Raw genomic sequence first — 18,019 nt, forward strand, 5'->3', positions numbered from 1 at the left:
CCCATGGTTGCGAGCAAGGAAATGCTCGGGAGGGGACGCAAGGCGTCTCCCTCCGTTGGTTCCATGACGAGCCGGCAGAAATTCCATGACTAAATCCCCCCCCAACGAGAGACCCGGTGCACAAGGTGTGCCTGCTCATTGTAGGAAGGGGCCGTCAATGAAAACGCGAGTGGCGATCACTCTAATTTTGGGAAGGGAAACACATTTTTTGGCGGCGGCCACTCTAATTCCAGCGGTTTTCGGGCACACAACCATGGAGTGGCTTGGCTCGATTAAGAGTGGTCCCTCAAGAGGAATATGCCTCTGAGGGCACCTTTGCGCGGTCGCCGTTCATCAGGGCGGCCAGTTGTTCCCGTGACTGGATGTCCAGCTTGATGAACGTCCTGTACAGGTGCCCCTCGATGGTGCGGAGGGAAACATTCAACCGTTCGGCGATGGAATTGTTTGATTCCCCCCGGGCCACGAGCAACGCAATCTGGTGCTCCCGCCGAGTCATCTTGGGCTGGTCGATGGACTGGAACACCGGAGAGACCAGGCCTGGCATTTGCTCGCGCATGGCCACAACCTTGCTGGCGGTCTTGCGGCTCTTGTGGACCTTGCCCCGGTCATTGAACTTCTTCAGCGCCTGGGTGGCAAGTTCAACGGCGACAAGTTCAAAACCGTAGTCAAGGGCGATTGCACTGGCCCGGTCCAGGCTGGCTGGATCCTGCGACTGCACGGCGCTGGACCACTCCACATAGAAGTCCTTGCAGGTGGATTCAAGCTGCAAGGAGGCCTCGGCGAGCCTAGGCACGGATGCGCTGTCCCCAATCCTCACAAGCAGCCCCAGCACCGTCAGTTCGATGCCGAGGTAGCCGCGGTTCAGGCACTCGCGCTGCAGGCTGCGCAGTCGGGCCAGGCCAAGTTCGGCCTGCCCGGTCATGACCTGGGCGGCTGCGGCGTAAGCCGCTCCGTCAAGTTCATAAAACTTGCCGCTCCGGCGGTTCTGCGAGGCCAGGTGATTCAGGGACTCCTGCGAGCCTGCAAGGTCTCCACGCATGACCTGGCAGTAGGCCAAAAGCCCCAGGGCCGTGGTCAGGACCGACCAGGGGTCATAGTCGCCCAGGGCGCCCACGGCCGATTCGAGGGAGACCAGTGCTTCCTCAATGTGGCCTCGCCGGCAGTGCATCATGGCCTCGGCCAGATCCCGGAGGCCGCCCGAATAGAGCATCATGTCCGGATTGGTGAACGTCGCCGGATCCAGGGCGAATTCCACATGGCTCCATGCGCCGTCGTAAATAAATGCCGCGACGGAACGTGAGTAGGCGAGGATGGCGATGTCCGGCCGGGGGAATCCGGCCGGGTGCTCCAGAACACCAATGACCTCCATGGCCATTTCCACTGCGCCGGTCAGTTGCCCCGTGGCACTGAGCACTTCACACTGCAGGGACTTGAGCAGGACCTGATCGCCCGAATTGGCCGTGCCGGGGTGGGCCAGCAGGTCCTGGATGCGTGTTTCAGCGGCTGCAACGTCTCCAAGTGAGACGTCCCTGGCGGCAAGAAGCAGCAGGACATCGATGTCGGCCCGAGTTGAAGATTCGTTCAGTGCCGTTGTGCCGAAGCGGTCTTCATGGCGGGCGAGTGCATCATTGAAGCGCTTTTCATAGTCCACCTCCGAGACATGGGCAAGGTGCACCGCCCGCAGTGCCGCGGCGGCAGCCTTCGGCGAATCTGCCAGGTCCAGCGCCCGCAGGGCAACGGCGCGGGCCTCATCGGGCAGGTTCTTGTTAAGCAGCGCAATGGCCCGTTCCGCCATCAATTCGGCCGAAATTGCAACACCTGTCTTGTTGCTGCTGAACTGCAGGGCGTCAATGGGGCGCATGAGCTGGTTTGCCCAGACAGTGGCCTCCAGAATCCTGTCCTTGCCCACCGGAAGCCCGCAGTCCAGGGACCAGCGGGTGAAGTTGATGATCCTCTCGGCATCCAGGTGGTCGTCCATGGGAAGGACCTCTCCCACATCCGCCAAAAGGCGCCGGCTGCGGCCCACGGGGACAATGGCCCTGATGGAGGCCGCCGTGGCCTGGCGGGACAAGCGCATAGTGAGGACTTCGCCGGGGACAATCTCCACCAATTCACGCTGCTGGATGTCGTCAACGGATTCCGGGCCCGTCAAATCCAGCAGCGCATCCAGGGGCAGCGGCCCTGCCAGCGCCAAGATCTCAATGATGCGCCGGGAGCCCGGCGGGACATGGTCAAGCTCCATTTGCAGGAACTCCCAGGACTCCACGCCGAGTTGGTCGGCTGGATGGTCCAGTATCCACACATTGTTGACTTTTCGCAGGGAGCCTTCCTCCTCGGCCCCCGCCACGAGGCCCCGCAAGACCAGCGGGTTTCCCGCCGAACGGCTGGTCAGGTAGTCGGCGGCCGGGCGTGCAACCTTGCCTCCAAGCACTCCCTCCAGGTACGCCTGGACTTCCTCGGCCCGCAGCGGGGCGAGTTCAAAGCGGGTCAGGTGCCCGTCGCGCCACAGTTCACGCAGGTGCGTGTGGTGCCCGCCGGGCTGGTCCACGAGGATGAGCTTGGCCTCGGTGGACATGACCACCTGGATGATGATTGCCGCGCTTTGGCTGTCAAGGTGTTCGGCGTTGTCCACCATGAGAAAAACACGATGCCCGGCCGTGACGGAGTCACTGATTTGATCCAGCAGCCCGTTGAGCACCTCATAGTAGTCACTGCTGCGGACCAGGTTTGCGCCTACGCGGGCGTTCACTGCCCCGAAAGGTATGGCCGACAACGCCTTGCTGGCCGCAAACCTGATGGTGACCGATTCCGGGCCAAGGGCAGCAAGAATCTGGCCCAGTGTCCACGTCTTACCCGTGCCGCGTGAACCGACGATCAGCACCCCCCTCGAAGAGGTGCCGTTCAATTCGTTGACTATGTCCCCAACGTTTGCCCGGCGGGCCACAAATCCCCATTTCGTGAAATTCAGTCCCCAGCTGCGGGACCTGCTCGACCGTGGCGGCGCCGTTGCCGGGCGCCGCCATGAAGTGAAACCACAAAAACTAGCCTCAGTCTATGTAGCCACATGCAATGTGTCGACGCAATCGCCAGCATCTGGACTTGCCCTCGGCGCAAAGAACAAATCCACAGGCCGCCCATGCGACTGTCCCCAAGGTTATCCACACTGTGGGTAACCTTTTCCCACAACCCACAGAGTTGTCCACGGATGTTCACAACTCATTCGAACTATCCACAAGCAATTTTCGAAACTGTGGTTATCCATAGTTGTTCACAAAGTTATCCACAGAAGTGGATAACTTTGTGACCCATTTCGCGGCAACCCGGCAAAATCAGCGCGGGAAAGTAATCCACAGCTGTGGAATTACATGTGTGTAACTTATGCCCAGTGTGCACAACCCTGTGGAGAACACCGTGTACGACGAATCCTCAACTACTAGAACTACAGCTCTGTAAGTTATGCCCATATGTGGACATCCATGTGGATAACTGTGGATACATGGGACGATGATGCCATGGAACTAGCTGATCCCCTCGATGCCCACAGAGTTTTCCCACAGCAATTGACACAGGATGCGATCGACGAATTCCGGCGCCTGGGCGGTGAACAGGCAAGCGGAGTGGCCATCATCAGCACCACGGAACGCGGCCGCGACCATGCGGCCACGGTGAGTTCCTTCCTGTCAGTGTCCTATGACCCACCGACATTGCTCGTCAGCCTGTATGCGGAGTCCCGGATCGCCCAGGCTGTTGCAGCCCGGGGCGCGTGGGCGTTGTCTATTCTCACGGCGGACCAGAAGTCGGCGGCGAACTGGCTGGCCAGCCCGGGCACGCCCATTGAGGGCCTGTTGAGCCAGGTTGAATTCAGGCGCGGCCCAGTGACCGGCAATGCGGTGATAGCCGGCGCGCTGGCCTATTTTGAGGTGGAGACCACCGCCGTCCACGAGGCGGCGACCCACCTTCTTGTGGTGGGCAATGTGGTGTCAATGGGGGAGGATGCGCCACTTACCAGGGAGCTGTCCCCCCTGGTCCACTACGGCGGCAGCTACAGCCGGCTCAGCCGAGGATGAAGTTGGGGAACGTGGAGACCTTGTAGACCGTCAGGACCACCAGGAGGGCCACAACGGCGGCCATGCCGCCCCACTGGACCAAATTGCGGTTCTTGGCCGGTGCGTAGGCGATGGCGGCTGTGCACAGGGCCCCGGCGATCAGGCCGCCCAGGTGGGCCTGCCAGGCAATGCCCACGCCGGGAAGGAAGCCGATGGCGGCGTTGATGAGCAAAAGGACAACAATCTGGCGCACGTCCCCGCCACGCTTGCGCTGCACCACGAAGAGGGCCCCGAACAGGCCAAACACGGCGCCCGAGGCGCCAACCACTGCCGTGTCAATGGGTGAGAGCAGCAGGACGCCCACAGACCCGGCAAGGGCGCTGACCAGGTACACGGCCAGGAAACGGACACGCCCGAATGCCGGTTCCAGCGCATTGCCCAGGATCCACAGGGCATACATGTTGAAGGCAATGTGCATGAAGTTTGATGAGTGCAGGAACGCGGAGGTGATCATGCGCCACGGCTCGGACTCCGTCAGGAAGGGGGCGTAGGCGAAGGTCTGGAAAATGAAGTCCTTCGGAATCACCCAGCTGGCGACAAACATGGCAACGCAGATGGCCATCATGGTGATGGTGACAACGGGCCTGCCGGCGCGGGCGACGCCGCCAAAGATGGTGCGGCGCGAAGGCACGGACCTGCTTGCCTCATGCACGCAGTCCACGCATTGGACCCCCACTGCTGCGCTGCGCTGGCATTCCGGGCAGGTTGGCCGGCCACACCGCTGGCAACTCACATAGGAGACGCGGTCGGGGTGGCGGGGGCAAACAGGAATGCCGGTGGCGGGTTCCTGGACCGGGAATGCAGAACTCATGGATCGGGTCCTCAGGGGAGATAAAAGGAAGGCCTTGGCCGCCGGTTCCCCATGGGGGTCCGGCGGCCAAAGCCGTGAAGGGCAAAGCCGTTGTTAGAGCTGCTCGACTGTGACGGAGTTGATGACAACGTCTTCGCGCGGCTTGTCGCCGGCTCCGGTTGCCACGCCCTCGATGGCGTCCACGACGGCGCGTGAGGCCTCGTCGGTCACCTCGCCGAAGATGGTGTGCTTGCCCTGCAGCCAGCTCGTGTTCACAGTGGTGATGAAGAACTGTGAACCGTTGGTTCCGCGGCCGCCCTGGATGCCGGCGTTGGCCATGGCGAACTTGTAGGGGTCGTTGAAGTTCAGGTCAGGGTTGATTTCGTCGTCGAACTGGAAGCCGGGGCCGCCAATTCCACGGCCCAGGGGATCGCCGCCCTGGATCATGAAGTCCTTGATGATGCGGTGGAAGATGGTGCCGTTGTACAGGGGGGCGTTCGTCTTCTCGCCGGTGGCCGGGTGGGTCCACTCGATCGTTCCGGTGGCCAGGCCAACGAAGTTCGCCACGGTCTTGGGCGCGTGGTTGCCGAACAGGTCAACCTTGATGTCGCCGAGGCTCGTGCTGATAGTTGCTTTTGCGGTTGGGATAGCAGTCATGGCGCCATTCTGCCACGTAAGCGTGGAAATTTTCTGAGAAGTCAGGGCATTCCGCGCCCGGCGAACTGGCAATGATGGCAACGGGGCGCACGTGGACGTAGGCTGAAGAATGATACTGCCTACATCTGGAGGAAACGTGAAGAAGGTTGACCGCTTGACCCAAGGTTTGGAAGACTCACTCAATTCCGGCGTCGACAACGCCTTGGAGTGGGCGGCCCCCCACGTGGAGACTGCCCGGGAGTGGACCGCACCGCGGGTCGAGGCCGCCCTGGGCTGGGCCGTTCCCCGCATTGAAAAGGGCATTGAACACGCTTCCCCGATCGTCCAGGACGGCCTGCGCAGGGCCGCGGAGTACACGGCGGTCGGCGTTGCGGCCGTCACCCCGAAGCTGCAGGAGGGCCTGGAACGCCTTGCCCCGCGGATTTCCGATGCCGTCGACGAGGCCACCCCGCACATCCAGGAGGCACTGGATCGGACCGCCCCCGCCATCACCTCCGCCAAGGACCGGGTTGTGGAGGATTTCCTGCCCATGGTTTCGGACAAGCTGGGCGACGCCGCCCACGCCGTCGAGGCCGCGCTGGACAAGTCCAAGGTGTCCCGCCAGGTCGAGGCGGCCGCCGTTAAGCTGGCCGGCAGCAAGAAGGCCGTGGCCAAGGCGGAAAAGGCTGCCGCCGAGGCAGCGAAGAAGCTTGCGGATGAGCTGGCCAAGGCTGCCAAGAAGGAAAAGAAGTCCGGCAAGGGTTGGATCGTGGTTGGCATAATTGCCGCTGCGGCCGCTGCCGGTGCCGCTGCCTGGAAGGCGTCCAAGCCCGTGGCCGACCCGTGGAAGACGCCTGCCCCCGTGGCCCCGGCCGCCGCCCCAGTCCCCGTGCCTGCCCCGGTTCCTGCCCCTGTCCCCGCGGACGACGGCGCTGCCAAGACCGGTGCGCATGTTGCCGACACGGTGGCTGACGTCGTGGACGACGCCAAGGAGGCAGTGGACGACGCCAAGGAGGCAGTCGCCGACGCTGTTGAGGACGTGGTGGACAAGCCGGTTGCGGCGCCCAAGCCTGCCGCACCGAAGCCTGCCGAACCCAAGAAGTAGAAGCAGTGCGCGGAAGGGCCCGGATCCAAGTGGATCCGGGCCCTTCCCTTTAGCCTTGACTACTTCTTGAGCCCGCTGCGGCCCTGGCGCATGATGACCACGGCCAGCCCGGCCAGGATCAGTGCCAGGCCAACATAAGTTCCCGGCGGGAGCTGCTGCCCCAGGAAGATGCCGGCCAGGATGGCCGCGCCCGGAATTTCCACGAGGATCATCATGGAGACCACGAGCGGTGAGATGGTGGCCAGCAGGTAGTTGAAGATGGTGTGCCCAAACAACTGCGCGGCAACCGTGACGCCAATGATGCCCCACCAGGCCTCCGGCGGAATGTTGACCAGCGGCGCACCGAACACCAGGCACATGGCCAGCAGGATCACCGAGCACAGGCCGTAGCAGAGGCTCGAGTAAACGCCTGTGGAGAGGGTCTTGCGTGCCTTGGAGCCGGCCATCGTGTAGATCGCTGCCAGCACGCCGCCGGCGACTGCCAGCAGGTCACCGATCAGGGCCTCCCGCGAGACGCCCATGTCGAAGCCGGTGATGACCACAACGCCCAGCAGGGCGGTGCCCAGACCCAGCAGGACGGGCCGCGGCGGCCTTGCCCCCCTGATCCACTGGAACAGGGCAATCCATGCCGCCTGCAGGCAGACCAGGGCCGTTGCGGCTGCGACGCTGGTCAGCTTCACCGAGGTGACAAAGCAGGCGAAGTGGAAGGCCAGGGCGGTCGCGGCGAGTGCCGTGTATTTCAGCTCCGCCCGGGTCAGGGACCCAAACAGGCGGGGATTCTTTGCGATCGCGGGGGCGCCCAGGACCAGTGCCCCGAAAACGTTGCGCCACAGCGCGATGGTCAGGGCGGGGGCCGCAGTGGCCGCCATGATGGGTCCAGAGGCGGAAACGCCCAAAATGCCCACAACGGCCAGTAGTAATATCACCAACCAAGCCTAGGGCACGCGGGGACAAACAAAACAACCCCGGTCCGAAGACCGGGGTTGTTTCCCATGGTGGAGGCACGGGGACTCGAACCCCGAACCCCCTGCTTGCAAAGCAGGTGCGCTACCAATTGCGCCATGCCCCCATGAGGCAGATTCAAGTATATGTAAAGCCGGGCCAAAGATTCAAATCACAGAATCTGTGGACTTGCTCCACGTTGTCTTCACAACTTTGGATTCCCGCCATTTCTTGTTCAGGAAAACTGCAGCGACCAAAGCAGTGGCCAAAACCAGCAACTTCTTCAATGCACACCATCCTTGCCAAGAACCAGCAGGTTCCGTGGGCGTACCTGGACTTGAACCAGGGACCTCTTCGTTATCAGCGAAGCGCTCTAACCGCCTGAGCTATACGCCCTCAGTGACCCTCACCGGGCCGAGACAAAACTTTACCCCACAGAATCCCAAAGTCCAAAATCGGCGGGCCGCAGGGGCCTGCTGGCCCGCCGATTCAAGGATTTTTGGCTGTTGGACGAGTCGTTAGTCGTCCGTCAGGGTCACGCCGATGCCGCCAACCAGGGTGGCTGAGATGTTGTACAGCCAGGCCGACAGCACCGAAAGTGTGGTCAACAACACAACATTCACCACGGCGACAATCGTGGAGAACGATGCCACCTGGCCCAGTGAGGCGATGCTCAGCAGGTCGAACGGTGTTCCGCCCTCCTGGCCCTGGATGTCGTTGATGAAGGAGTTGACCTTGTCGAACAAGCCAATGGTGTCCAGCACGGACCACAGAACAATGGATGCCACAACTGTCACGATGCCCAGGGCGACGGACAGCAGGAAGGCCATCTTCAGGACCGACCACGGGTCGATCTTGCTGACCAGCAGCCGGGCACGCCGTGCCTTGGCCTTGGGCGCGGGCTTGACCAGCGTCGGCGGCGCCTTGGGTGCAGGTCGCTTGGCCGCGGCACTGCCGGCGGCCGGTGCGCCGGTGGGGCGCTGTGCGGGACGCTGCGCCGGGCGCTGCGGGGGTCGTGCCGGGGCGCCTACCCTGGGTGCGGAGCCGGGCCGCGGAGTCGGGTTGTTGGTGCTCACTCGGTACCTCCAGTTATTCCATCATTACCATTCAACGGTACTTCATCAAGCTGTGGCTTGGCTTCGAGGTCCCCTTCGCCCGCCTCCGCGGGGGCGTCGCCTTCCACAAAGTCCTCATCTTCCTCGAGGCCGCGTTCGCTGTTGCGGGCGATGCCGATGATGCGGTCGTTCTTGTCCGGCTTGGCAAAAATGACACCCATGGTGTCGCGTCCCTTGGCGGGCACCTCGGACACATCCGAGCGCACCACCTTGCCGCCGCTCATGACCACCAGCACCTCGTCGTCCTCCTGGACAATGAGGGCGCCGATCAAGTCACCGCGGTCCTCAACGAGCTTGGCCACCTTGATGCCGAGGCCGCCACGGCCCTGCAGGCGGTACTCGTCCACGGCGGTCCGCTTGGCATAGCCGCCCTCGGTGACAATGAACACGTAGGAGTCTTCAGTGACAACGGCGGCCGCGAGCAGCTCATCAAAGTCGCGGAACTTCATGCCCGTGACACCGGAGGTTGCACGCCCCATGGGACGCAGCGCATCGTTGCTGGCCGTGAAGCGGATCGACTGTCCCTTGCGGGACACCAGCAGGAGGTCATCCGTGTCGGAGACCAGCTGGGCCGAGACCAGCTCGTCGCCGTCGCGCAGGTTGATCGCAATGACGCCGGCGGAGCGGTTGGTGTCGTAGTCCTCCAGGGACGTCTTCTTCACCAAGCCGTTCTTGGTGGCCAAAACCAGGTAGGGGGACTGCTGGTAGTCCTTGAGCTCCATGACCTGGGCGATCTTCTCGTCCGGCTGGAACGCCAACAGGTTGGCCACATGCTGGCCCTTGGCGTCGCGGCCGGCCTCGGCCAGTTCGTAGGCCTTGGCCCGGTAGACGCGGCCCAGGTTGGTGAAGAACAACAGCCAATGGTGCGTTGTGGTCACAAAGAAGTGCTCGACGACGTCGTCCCCGCGAAGCGCGGCGCCCTTGACGCCCTTGCCGCCGCGGTGCTGCGTGCGGTAGTTGTCGCTGCGGGTGCGCTTGACGTAGCCGCCGCGGGTGATGGTGACAACCATTTCCTCTTCGGGAATGAGGTCTTCCATGCTCATGTTGGGGTCGTAGCCCATCATGATTTCCGTGCGGCGGTCATCGCCGAAGCGGGCGGTGATTTCTGCCAGCTCGTCGCTGACAATGCCGCGCTGCACATCCGGATCGGCCAGGATGCGGTTGAACTCGGCAATCATGGTTTCCAGGACGGTGGCCCGGTCCTGGATCTTCTGGTGTTCCAGGGCGGCAAGGCGTCGCAGCTGCATGTCCAGGATGGCCTTGGCCTGGATCTCGTCGATGTCCAGGAGCTGGATCAGCCCGTCGCGGGCTTCCTCGGTGGTGGACGAACGGCGGATCAGGGCAATGACTTCATCCAGGGCATCCAGTGCCTTGAGCAGTGCCCGCTGGATGTGCGCTTCTTCCTCGGCCTTGCGGAGGCGGAAGCGGGTGCGGCGGACAATGACATCCATCTGGTGCGTGACCCAGTGGCGGATGAAGGCATCCAGCGGCAGGGTGCGCGGCACGCCGTCCACGATGGCCAGCATGTTGGCGCTGAAGTTTTCCTGCAGCTGCGTGTGCTTGAACAGGTTGTTCAGGACCACCTTGGCCACGGCGTCGCGCTTGAGCACGACGACGAGGCGCTGGCCGGTGCGGCCGGAGGTTTCATCGCGAAGGTCGGCAATGCCGGAGATCTTGCCGTCCTTGACCAGGTCGGCAATCTTGATGGCCAGGTTGTCCGGGTTGGCCTGGTACGGCAGCTCGGTGACCACCAGGCAGGTGCGGCCCTGGATTTCCTCCACGTTGACCACGGCACGCATGGTGATGGAGCCGCGGCCCGTGCGGTACGCGTCCTCGATGCCCTTGCGGCCCAGGATCTGTGCGCCGGTGGGGAAATCCGGGCCCTTGATGCGCTCGATGAGCGCTTCCAGGAGCTCCTCGCGGCCCACCGTGGGGTTGGCGAGGTACCACTGGACGCCCTCGGCAACCTCGCGCAGGTTGTGCGGGGGAATGTTGGTGGCCATGCCCACGGCGATGCCGGAGGAGCCGTTGACCAAAAGGTTTGGGAAACGCGACGGCAGGATGGTGGGTTCCTGGTTCTTGCCGTCGTAGTTGTCCTGGAAGTCGACGGTTTCCTCGTCGATGTCCCGGACCATTTCCATGGCCAGCGGGGCCATCTTGGTTTCCGTGTATCGGGGTGCTGCGGCGCCGTCGTTTCCGGGCGAGCCGAAGTTGCCCTGGCCCAGGGCCAGCGGGTAGCGCATGGTCCAGTCCTGGATCAGGCGGACCAGGGCGTCGTAGATGGCCGAGTCGCCGTGCGGGTGGTACTGGCCCATGACTTCGCCAACCACGCGGGCGCACTTGTTGAAGGAGCGCTCCGGGCGGTAGCCGCCGTCGAACATGGCGTACAGGACGCGGCGGTGCACGGGCTTGAGCCCGTCGCGGACGTCAGGCAGGGCACGCCCCACGATGACGGCCATGGCGTAGTCCAGGTACGAGCGCTTCATCTCATCCTGGAGATCAATCTGCTCTACCTTGTCATGCATCAGGTTTCCCTCGAGCACCTCTGCGCTGGTGTCATCCACCGTGGGCTCGCCGGGGTTCTGCGGTGTTTCGTCGCTCATAATCTTTTATATTCCATTCCCAATATATGTCTGAATCGCTCTATGTCGCAGCTGCCATGAAGGCGTGGCCTAGATGTCGAGGAACCTGACGTCCTTGGCGTTTTGCTGGATGAAGTTGCGTCGGGATTCAACGTCTTCGCCCATGAGGATGGAGAAAATCTGGTCGGCTTCGGCTGCATCGTCCATGGTGACCTGCAGCAGGGTGCGGTGGGCCGGATCCATGGTGGTGTCCCACAGTTCCGTGTAGTCCATCTCGCCCAGGCCCTTGTAGCGCTGGATGCCGTTTTCCTTGGGGATGCGGCGGCCCGCTGCGGCACCGGCGGCCAAGGCTGCGTCGCGCTGCTTGTCGGTGAAGACATAGTCGTGCGGCGCATTGGACCACTTGATGCGGTACAGCGGCGGCTGCGCCAGGTAGACGTAACCGTTTTCAATCAAGGGGCGCATGTAGCGGAACAGCAGGGTCAGCAGCAGCGTGGTGATGTGCTGGCCGTCCACGTCGGCATCGGCCATGAGGACGATCTTGTGGTAGCGGGCCTTGGCCACGTCAAAGTCCTCGCCGATGCCGGCGCCGAACGCCGTGATCATGGCCTGGACTTCAGCATTGCCCAGGGCCCGGTCAAGCCGGGCGCGCTCGACGTTGAGGATCTTGCCGCGCAGGGGCAGGATGGCCTGGGTGGTTGGGTTCCGGCCGCGCACGGCCGAGCCGCCTGCGGAGTCACCCTCCACGATGTAAATCTCGGAGAGTGCGGGGTCCTTGGACTGGCAGTCCTTGAGCTTGCCGGGCATGCCGCCGGATTCCAGCAGCCCCTTGCGGCGGGTGTTTTCACGCGCCTTGCGGGCCGCGAGCCGGGCCATGGAGGCCTGGATGGACTTGCGGATCACGTCGCGGGCCGGGCCGGGGTTGCGTTCGAGCCAGTCGCCCAGGCCGTCGGTGACAACGCGCTGGACGAAACCCTTGACCTCTGAGTTGCCCAGCTTGGTCTTGGTCTGTCCCTCAAACTGGGGTTCGGAGAGCTTCACGGAGATGACGGCGGTGAGGCCTTCACGGATGTCGTCGCCCGTGAGGTTGTCATCCTTTTCCTTGATGATGTTCTTCTCGCGCGCATAGCGGTTGATCAGGGACGTCATGGCGGCGCGGAAGCCCTCTTCGTGGGTGCCGCCCTCATGCGTGTTGATCGTGTTCGCGTAGGTGTGGACGCTTTCGGAGAACGACGTGGTCCACTGCATGGCAATTTCCACGGCCATGCTCCGGCTGGAATCCTCGGTTTCAAAGGCGATGACGTCCTCGTGGACTGTCTCGTACTTCTTGGAGGTGTTCAGGTGCTTGACGTAGTCCAGCAGGCCGTCGTTGTACTGGTAAACAACAACGCGCTTGCCCGTTGCGACGTCCTTGCCCTCGGGAATGGCGTCGAGGTCCGGGTCGCCGTCGTGGTCGTCGGCGGTGGCGCGGTCGTCCGTGAGGGAGATCTTCAGGCCCTTGTTGAGGAAGGCCATCTGCTGGAACCGCGCGCGCAGGGTTTCAAAGTCGAACTCAACGGACTCAAAAATGGTGGGGTCCGGGTAGAACGTCTGCGTGGTGCCTGTTTCGGTGGTGGTCTCACCCTTGACCAGGGTGCCTTGGGGCTTGCCACCGTCGGCAAAGCTCATGCGCCAGACATGCCCCTTGCGGCGGATTTCCGTGTCAACCTTGCGGGACAGGGCGTTGACCACGGAAATGCCCACGCCGTGAAGACCGCCCGAGACGGCGTATCCGCCACCGCCGAACTTGCCGCCGGCGTGCAGGATGGTCATGACCACTTCAACCGTGGGCTTGCCCTCGGTGGGGTGGATGTCCACGGGGATGCCGCGGCCGTTGTCGATGACCTTCACACCGCCGTCGGCCGTGAGGGTGATGTCAATGTGGTCGCAGTAGCCGGCCAGGGCTTCATCCACCGAGTTGTCCACCACTTCGTAGACCAGGTGGTGCAGGCCGCGCGGGCCGGTGGATCCGATGTACATGCCGGGACGCTTGCGGACGGCCTCGAGGCCTTCCAAGACTGTGATGTCGCTGGCATCGTAGTGGCCGGAGGCTGCCGCTTCCGCGGCGGCCGTCTCCGCGCTTGTTTGCGCGTCTTCAGGCACTGGATTCACGGCACTATCCGAATTGTTCGTCGTCACAGGCGCGTTCGACCCCTCTTGTTGTTCAGCTCGATTGCCAGCACGGGAAAGGGCACACGGTGCTTGCTCGCCCGTGCATCAATTCCTCTGGGTAGGCAGATAAATACCGCTCTCAACGAAACCAAAAAACTGCCACAGCGCCGCGGAGAGACGGTTATGCTCCGATTCTACCTTGTGGAGCCCCCATATGGGGCGCCAACGTGCCCTGCGAGGCCAGAAAACCCACTTAGAACGCAATCGTTCGGCCTTCTTTGAGGAGCTGTACGCCAAAGGGTGTTTGAATCGCCCTGCAGCGCGTTGTGCAGTTCATCCAAACGGTGGGCGGATCTATCCGTAGGTGTCCCGGGGGCCCCTGCCCTTGACGTTGCGGAATCCCTTGCGCCAGCTGGGCGCGGCCGGGCCCAGGACCATGATCTTGGTGACGACGCCGCGGCCCAGTTCCTCGTCAAAGCGGGCAAGCAGCGATGAGGAAAGCAGCCTCAACTGGGTGGCCCAGCTTGTCGAGTCGCACCTGACGTGGAGGGTGGTGGCCTCAAAACTTTCCGGCTGGCAGTGCGCGGCAATGTCGGGGCCGACCAGGGCATCCCAGCGTGTCATGACCGAGCCCACGGCAAGGGGTGAACTCCAACCCCGGTCCGACACCAGCCGGCTGACCACATTGCCCAGGCCCTGCGGGTCGCGGCCGCTGCCAATTTTTGAATCAAGGAACGGCGTCCGCTTGTTGCCCGGCGAAGCCTTTTGCCCCAACTTGTTCCGTGAAATTCTCAGTTCCCCGCGGCCCTTGGCGATCCGCCGCATCCGGTTCAGGGCCGCCTGGGCCGCATCAACTTCTGTGGTGTGGTCCTGTGCCGCAGCCTCCCGGCTGTGTTTTTGGCCCGTCGGATCCTCCTCGGAGAAGCCCGGGGGCTGCTCACTCATTGGGGACCACGCCGCCGGGGATCACCTGGACGGTGGAGCCCGCCAGTTCCTGGGGAATGTCGCCACCCACGGCTGCCGTCACGAGGACTTGTTCGGCGGATGCCACCATGGCCGCAAGCTTCCGCCGACGCTGGGCGTCCAGCTCGGCAAAAACGTCGTCAAGGATCAGGATCGGCTGGTTGCCGTCCACGTGCCTGTCCTCGTCGAGCACATGAAAGGATGCCAGCCGCATGGCCAGGGCAATTGACCAGGACTCCCCGTGGGATGCGTACCCCCGGGCCGGCGCCTGTCCCAGAAGCAGGTCAAGCTCGTCCCGGTGCGGGCCCACGAGTGACATTCCGCGCTCCAGCTCGCGGCTTCGGGAGGCTGCCAATTCAACGCGGTAGCGTTCGGCGAGGTCATCGACACTGAGCAGCGACAGGTCTTCGCCGTCTTCTGCGGAAGGACCCGATGGTGCGCCGGCAATGTCGGGGGCACCGCCGTCGTGCATTCCGGGCTGCTCCTGCGCGCCAATCGGGTCCAGGCTGCTGCGGTATATGGCCCGCAAAACCTTGGAACCATCTGTCAGCTGGGCATAGGACTCGGCCATGTGTGGGCGGAGCCGGTTGAGCAATTCGAGCCTGGCGGCGAGCAGCTTAGCGGCGGCAGCAGCCATGTGTTGGTCCCACACATCCAGGGTGGCCAGCTGTGATTCGGAGACGCCTGAACGGGAAAAATGCTGTGACCGTGCGGATTTCAGCAGTGCGTTGCGCTGCTTGAGCACTTTGTCGTAGTCGCTGCGCGTGCCGGCATGGCGTGGCATCAGGACAACCAGAAGGTCATCCAGGAAACGGCGCCGGTTGCCGGGATCCCCCTTGACCAGGGCCAGGTCCTCCGGGGCAAAGAGGACAGTGCGGCAAATGCCCAGGATGTCCCGGGCCCGGACGGGATTGGCTCGGTTGATGCGTGCCCGGTTGGCCCGGCTCGCATTGACCTCCACCTCGACCATGACTTTTTGTCCGCCCCTGACCAGCTGGGCCCGGATGAGGGCCCGTTCCGTGCCAAAGCGCAGGAGGGGGCCGTCGCTGCTGACCCGGTGTGAGGAAAGCGTGGACAGGTAGCCAATTGATTCCACCAGGTTGGTCTTGCCCAGGCCGTTGGAGCCCACGAGTACTGTGACACCCGGTGTCAGGGTCAGGTCGACCTGGGCGTAGCTGCGGAAATCGGTGAGCGAAAGGTGTTCAAGATACATGGAACCCGGAATCATCCACCGCTAGGAACCGGCAGGTTTTGTTGCATGTCCGCCGAACTGGTGGCGGAGTGCCGAGACCATTTTCATGGCCGGCGAGTTGTCTTCCCGTGATGCGAACCTGGCAAAGAGGGCGGCCGTGATGGCAGGGGCGGGCACCGCATTGGCGATGGCTTCCTCAACAGTCCAGCGGCCTTCGCCGGAATCCTCAACGTAGTCGTCAATGGATTCCAGGCCGGGATCCTCATCGAGCGCCTTGACCATGAGGTCCAGCAGCCAGGAGCGCACAACGGTGCCCTTTTGCCAGGCCCGGAATGTTCCCGGCAGGTCCGCGATGATGTCCTTCTTCGCCAGCAATTCGTAGCCTTCGGCGTAGGCCTGCATGAGACCGTACTCAATGCCGTTGTGGACCATTTTGGCGTAGTGGCCGGCTCCGACTTCGCCCACGTGGACAAAGCTGTCCGCGCGGTCGCCTTCCGGGCGGAGTGCGTCCAGGACCGGAAGGGCCCGGGACACATCTTCAGCTGAGCCGCCGGCCATGAGGCCGTAGCCGTTTTCCAGTCCCCAGACACCGCCGGAAACGCCAACGTCCATGAAGCCGATGCCCTTGGCGGCAAGGAGTTCCCCGTGCTTTTGGTCCTCCGTGAAGCGGGAGTTGCCGCCGTCGACCAGGAGGTCACCCGGTTCCATGAGACCTGAGAGCTCGGTGATGACGGAGTTCGTGATGTCGCCGGAAGGGACCATGACCCAGATGAGCCGGGGAGCCGGAACCGCAGCAACGAGTTCCTGCAGGGATGACACATCGGTGACGTCCGGGTTCCTGTCGAATCCTGTGACGTCGATGCTGGCTGCACGCAGCCGCGCCCTCATGTTGAAGCCCATTTTTCCAAGTCCAACGAGTCCAATATGCACGTTATCTAGCTCTCTTCCATGGTGTGGGTTCTTGATGAGGGGCGGCTGCGGCGGGTGTCCTACTGGTTGGGCAGCCTTACGGGCATGACCAGGTAGCGGTACTCGTCGCGGCGTTCACCGTCGATGTCATCCTGTGCGCTGAGCATGGCCGGCTTGGGTGCCGAGGTGAAGGAGAAACGCACGTACTTGCTGTCAAAGGCGTTGAGGCCTTCGCTGAGGTAGTGCGGGTTGAAGGCAACAGTGATTTCCTCGCCAACCAGGGTGGCTTCCAGGTTCTCCGAAGCCTGTGCGTCCTCGCCGGTGCCGGCATCGAGGGTGAGCTGGCCGTCGGTGAAAATCAGGCGAACCGGGGTGTTGCGTTCGGCAACGAGCGACACACGGCGAACGGCCTCAGCCAGTGCGTGGGTTTCCACCGTTGCGTGGATCGGCGTGGTGTCCGGGAACAGCGAGCGGATCTTGGGGTAGTCGCCGTCGACCAGCAGCGAGGTTGTGCGCCGGCCACCGCTTTCGAAACCAATGAGCTCGCTGTTTTCAGAGAGGGCAATGTTGATGTTGCCTGAGCTGCCAAGGGTCTTGGCCACTTCGCTGAGGGTCTTTGCCTTGACCAGCGCACCCGTGGAGATGTTGGGCGTGCTGGGGTTCCAGCGGATTTCACGCAGTGCCAGGCGGTACCGGTCAGTTGCCAGCAAGGTGATCAGGTCACCCTCGATTTCCATCTTCACGCCGGTGAGGATGGGCAGGGTGTCGTCCTTGCTCGAGGCAATGATGACCTGGGAAACGGCCTGGGCAAACGCTTCGCCGTCCACTGTTCCGCTCACTTCCGGCAGGGCCGGCAATTCCGGGTAGTCGCTTACCGGCATGGTGGCCAGATGGAAGCGGCTGCTGCGGCAGGTCAGCGTGACCTTGCTGCCGTCGGTTTCAACATCAACCGGGGCTGCCGGCAGGCTGCGGCAGATGTCTGCCAACAGGCGGCCGGACACCAGGATGGTGCCTTCCTCGGAAATGTCAGCAGGGATCTGCAGGCGCGCAGAGATCTCATAGTCAAAACTGGCCAGGCTCAGTGTCCCTGCCTCGGCCTTCAGGAGAAGGCCGGAAAGCACGGGGACAGGAGGGCGTGGTGACAAGGATCGTGCGGCCCAGCTGACTGCTTCGGTCAGAACATCCCGTTCGACTCGGAACTTCACGGAAGGGTGCCGCCTTTCATGGTGCGAAAAAAGTTCAGTGAGCGCCCAACAGTGCTGCCAGGTGGAAGTGCCCACAGCAGGAGGACGCAAATTACATGCTTGGAGACAGCTTAGCCCCTAGAACTGCCCACGTGGGCATTGCTCTGCACTGCCTGCAGGGCGTCGAACCGGGGAAAGGTAAATGTTCTTTGAAACGAAGAATTCTTGTAGTTCGTAGTGTTAATAAGTCCTGTGGATACTGTGGATAACTGCCCTGCGTCACGGGATCGCACCGAAGTTGCCTGTGCACAGCCTGTGGGGTCATCCCGCTTGTGGCTGTGGGG

At 62.9% G+C, this 18,019-nt stretch carries 14 protein-coding genes and 2 tRNA genes; 2 read left to right on the forward strand and 14 right to left on the reverse strand.

Annotated features, from left to right (window positions below):
• Window positions 1–286: 286 nt before the first annotated feature.
• Entirely contained in the window at window positions 287–2,905 is a 2,619-nt protein-coding gene (locus PCK14_RS06470; RefSeq protein WP_269937647.1) for a LuxR C-terminal-related transcriptional regulator, read from the reverse strand.
• A gap of 655 nt (window positions 2,906–3,560) precedes the next feature.
• On the opposite strand from PCK14_RS06470, the gene PCK14_RS06475 reads away from it, so the two are divergent.
• Complete coding sequence (locus PCK14_RS06475; RefSeq protein WP_269937648.1) at window positions 3,561–4,067, forward strand: flavin reductase family protein; 507 nt, start codon at window positions 3,561–3,563, stop codon at window positions 4,065–4,067.
• On the opposite strand, the gene PCK14_RS06480 is transcribed toward PCK14_RS06475, so the two are convergent.
• Together PCK14_RS06480 and PCK14_RS06485 are read right to left on the reverse strand one after the other, a co-directional pair.
• Window positions 4,054–4,737, reverse strand: a complete 684-nt coding sequence (locus PCK14_RS06480) for a rhomboid family intramembrane serine protease (protein ID WP_333474346.1) — start codon at window positions 4,735–4,737, stop codon at window positions 4,054–4,056. The genes PCK14_RS06475 and PCK14_RS06480 overlap by 14 nt on opposite strands.
• Before the next feature lie 273 nt (window positions 4,738–5,010).
• The gene (locus PCK14_RS06485) at window positions 5,011–5,553 is read right to left on the reverse strand and encodes a peptidylprolyl isomerase (protein WP_269937650.1); all 543 of its coding nucleotides are present in this window, start codon (window positions 5,551–5,553) and stop codon (window positions 5,011–5,013) included.
• Between the two features lie 154 nt (window positions 5,554–5,707).
• On the opposite strand from PCK14_RS06485, the gene PCK14_RS06490 reads away from it, so the two are divergent.
• Window positions 5,708–6,637, forward strand: a complete 930-nt coding sequence (locus tag PCK14_RS06490) for a hypothetical protein (RefSeq protein ID WP_269937651.1) — start codon at window positions 5,708–5,710, stop codon at window positions 6,635–6,637.
• A gap of 59 nt (window positions 6,638–6,696) precedes the next feature.
• Here PCK14_RS06490 and PCK14_RS06495 read toward each other — a convergent pair whose 3' ends face one another.
• The 11 genes from PCK14_RS06495 to dnaN form a co-directional block, all read right to left on the reverse strand.
• Window positions 6,697–7,563, reverse strand: a complete 867-nt coding sequence (locus PCK14_RS06495; RefSeq protein WP_269937652.1) for a DMT family transporter — start codon at window positions 7,561–7,563, stop codon at window positions 6,697–6,699.
• 67 nt (window positions 7,564–7,630) lie between these two features.
• Window positions 7,631–7,706: transfer RNA gene (locus PCK14_RS06500), tRNA-Ala, on the reverse strand.
• A 40-nt stretch (window positions 7,707–7,746) separates the two neighbouring features.
• Window positions 7,747–7,866 (reverse strand): DLW-39 family protein, encoded by a 120-nt coding sequence (locus PCK14_RS06505; protein ID WP_333474347.1) that lies wholly within the window; start codon window positions 7,864–7,866, stop codon window positions 7,747–7,749.
• Between the two features lie 35 nt (window positions 7,867–7,901).
• Window positions 7,902–7,975: transfer RNA gene (locus PCK14_RS06510), tRNA-Ile, on the reverse strand.
• Between the two features lie 122 nt (window positions 7,976–8,097).
• A complete protein-coding gene (locus tag PCK14_RS06515; protein ID WP_269937653.1) occupies window positions 8,098–8,655 on the reverse strand; it encodes a DUF3566 domain-containing protein in 558 nt (185 codons plus the stop codon).
• Window positions 8,652–11,297 (reverse strand): DNA gyrase subunit A, encoded by a 2,646-nt coding sequence (gene gyrA, locus PCK14_RS06520; RefSeq protein WP_269937654.1) that lies wholly within the window; start codon window positions 11,295–11,297, stop codon window positions 8,652–8,654. The genes PCK14_RS06515 and gyrA overlap by 4 nt, the downstream gene beginning before the upstream one ends.
• Before the next feature lie 69 nt (window positions 11,298–11,366).
• A complete protein-coding gene (gene gyrB, locus PCK14_RS06525; protein WP_442864679.1) occupies window positions 11,367–13,418 on the reverse strand; it encodes a DNA topoisomerase (ATP-hydrolyzing) subunit B in 2,052 nt (683 codons plus the stop codon).
• A 363-nt stretch (window positions 13,419–13,781) separates the two neighbouring features.
• Window positions 13,782–14,372: a DUF721 domain-containing protein gene (locus tag PCK14_RS06530; protein ID WP_269937656.1), complete on the reverse strand. Its 591-nt coding sequence runs from the start codon at window positions 14,370–14,372 to the stop codon at window positions 13,782–13,784.
• Window positions 14,365–15,603 carry a DNA replication/repair protein RecF gene (gene recF, locus PCK14_RS06535; protein WP_269937657.1) on the reverse strand — a complete coding sequence of 413 codons (1,239 nt, stop codon included), beginning with the start codon at window positions 15,601–15,603 and terminating at the stop codon, window positions 14,365–14,367. Before recF ends, PCK14_RS06530 begins: the two co-directional genes overlap by 8 nt.
• A gap of 21 nt (window positions 15,604–15,624) precedes the next feature.
• Window positions 15,625–16,512 carry a phosphogluconate dehydrogenase (NAD(+)-dependent, decarboxylating) gene (gene gnd / locus PCK14_RS06540; RefSeq protein ID WP_269937658.1) on the reverse strand — a complete coding sequence of 296 codons (888 nt, stop codon included), beginning with the start codon at window positions 16,510–16,512 and terminating at the stop codon, window positions 15,625–15,627.
• 59 nt (window positions 16,513–16,571) lie between these two features.
• Window positions 16,572–17,696: a DNA polymerase III subunit beta gene (dnaN, locus tag PCK14_RS06545; protein ID WP_269937659.1), complete on the reverse strand. Its 1,125-nt coding sequence runs from the start codon at window positions 17,694–17,696 to the stop codon at window positions 16,572–16,574.
• Window positions 17,697–18,019: the final 323 nt, after the last annotated feature.

The sequence above is a fragment of the Arthrobacter sp. HY1533 genome, from assembly GCF_027568515.1.
Classification (GTDB): domain Bacteria; phylum Actinomycetota; class Actinomycetes; order Actinomycetales; family Micrococcaceae; genus Specibacter.